The 1933-nt window shown below is 73.2% G+C and carries 3 protein-coding genes; 1 reads left to right on the top strand and 2 read right to left on the bottom strand.

Translation table 11 applies throughout. The features are described from left to right. The coding region (locus ACFU99_RS42130; protein WP_384403681.1) for a TOBE domain-containing protein at positions 1–493 on the top strand (493 nt) is incomplete at its 5' end. A 27-nt stretch (positions 494–520) separates the two neighbouring features. On the opposite strand, the gene ACFU99_RS42125 is transcribed toward ACFU99_RS42130, so the two are convergent. Continuing rightward, positions 521–1480 (bottom strand): hypothetical protein, encoded by a 960-nt coding sequence (locus ACFU99_RS42125; protein ID WP_384403679.1) that lies wholly within the window; start codon positions 1478–1480, stop codon positions 521–523. 94 nt (positions 1481–1574) lie between these two features. After that, a partial coding sequence (locus tag ACFU99_RS42120) for an LOG family protein (RefSeq protein ID WP_384403676.1) occupies positions 1575–1933 on the bottom strand: 359 nt, incomplete at its 5' end.

Genomic DNA, 1933 nt, shown 5'->3' with positions numbered 1-1933 from the left:
CTTCAGCACCTTGGGCACCACCGTCCTCGCCGTCACCCACGACCAGGGCGAGGCGTTCGCGCTCGCCGACCGGGTGGTCGTCATGCGCGACGGGCGGATCGCGCAGACCGGCACCCCGCTGGAGGTGTGGCAGCGGCCCGCCTCCGAATTCGTGGCCCGGTTCCTCGGCTTCGACAACGTCGTCGAGGCGGATGTCTCCGGTGAGGCCGCCGAGACGGTCTGGGGCAAGGTCCCGGTGCGCCGGGGCGCGCTCCAGGGCGCGCGGCGGCTGCTCGTACGCCCGGCGGGGGTGCGGCTCGCGGGTGTACGCGACGGGCTGCCGTGCACCGTCGAGGCGCGCACCTTCCGCGGCGACCATGTGGCGCTGCTGCTGCGGCCCGAGAAGGGGCCGCAGCTGGAGGCGGCGTGTGCGCTGCGCGACGCGCCGGAGGCGGGCGCGCGGGTCGGCGTCGGGTTCGACGCGGACGAAGTGGTCGTTCTGGGCTCCCCTTGAGAGCCCCGGCCCCCTTTAAGGAGCCCGTCAGCTGCCCGTAGGGGAGGCCGCTCCGTGCCGTACGGCGTCGTCGTCGGCGTCCTCCGCAGGGGCAGGGTCCTCGGGCTCCGCCGCTCCGCCCTCCGGCTCGCCGAACCAGGCCACGGCGACCGCGCCCGCCACCGCGAGGACGAACCCGAGGATCGCCACCCAGGCGAAGCCCGGCCGCGAGGAGTCGCCGAGCCACAGCACTCCGATCGCGCCCGGCAGCACCGTCTCGCCCACCACCAGCGCGGCGGTCGCCCCGTTGACCGAACCGATCTGGAGGGCGACGGTGTGCAGGTACATGCCGCCGATGCCGGCCACGAGGATGGCGTAGAGCGCCGGGTCCGCGAGGAGGGTGGGCAGGTCGAACGGGTCGATGCCGTTCAGGACGCGTACCCCGACGCCCAGTGCGCCGAAGCCGAGGCCGGAGAGCAGACCGGCCAGGATCGCGGCCCGCGAGCCGAGCATCCGCACGGCCACCGTGCCGCCCGCCATCAGCACGATCGCGATCAACAGCAACCACCAGTGGGTGGCCGTCGAGCTGCTGCCCCCGCCCTCGTGCCCGGCCGCGGTCGCCAGCAGCACCAGGGCCGAGCAGACGACGGCGATCGAGGCCCACTCGGGCCGGGTCAGCCTGATGCCGAGGAGCTTGATGCTCAGCACGGCGGTGATCACCAGGTTGGCGCTGATGACGGTCTGGGAGAGGAAGAGCGGCAGCAGGCGCGCGGCCAGCGCGCCGAGCGCGAAGCCTATGAAGTCGAGCACCGTGCCGACCATGAACTCCCAGGTCACGGCCGCCTTCGCGGTGGACGACAGGCTGGGGCCGCCATGCTGCGTGGTGCCGGTCGACGAGGCGGCCGCGGCCTCCCGCCGGGCGGATTTCCGTGAGCCCACGGCTTGCAGGACAGAGCCTGTGCCATAGCAGGCCGATGCCGCGACAGCCGTCACAAGGCCGATGATCACCAGTAGCTCCGTTCGCGCGTGCGCACTCTGTGTTCTGTCAGGCAGACGCGCATTTCGGGGGAAGAGTTGCCTCCGGTCAAGAACGGGTCAAATATTAGTCATCCGTAGACCGGGAACGGCCCGCCGGGGCGGCCGCCCGCAGCCGGACCAACGCCTCGGGCGCCTCGTCCGCCGAGTCGACGAGCGCGACGCGCCCGGCCATGGCACGGCCCTCGGCCAGCGCCTCCAGCAGCGGCCAGGCCGGCAGCCGGCGCGTCCAGTGATCGCGGTCGACCAGCACCATGGGGGTCGGCTCGCCGTGCGAGCCGTAGTAGTTCGACGTCGCGTTGTCGAAGATCTCCTGGACCGTGCCCGCCGCGCCCGGCAGGAACACCACGCCCGCGGTGGAGCGGGCCGGCAGCGCCGCGCCCCGCTCCATCAGGTCCAGGGACTGGACGCGGCAGCCGTTGAGCG

Origin of the sequence: Streptomyces sp. NPDC057654 (assembly GCF_042800135.1) — a bacterium.
Taxonomy (GTDB): domain Bacteria; phylum Actinomycetota; class Actinomycetes; order Streptomycetales; family Streptomycetaceae; genus Streptomyces.
The sequence above is the reverse complement of the archived record's forward strand: the minus strand, read 5'-3'. Positions and strand labels throughout refer to the sequence as shown.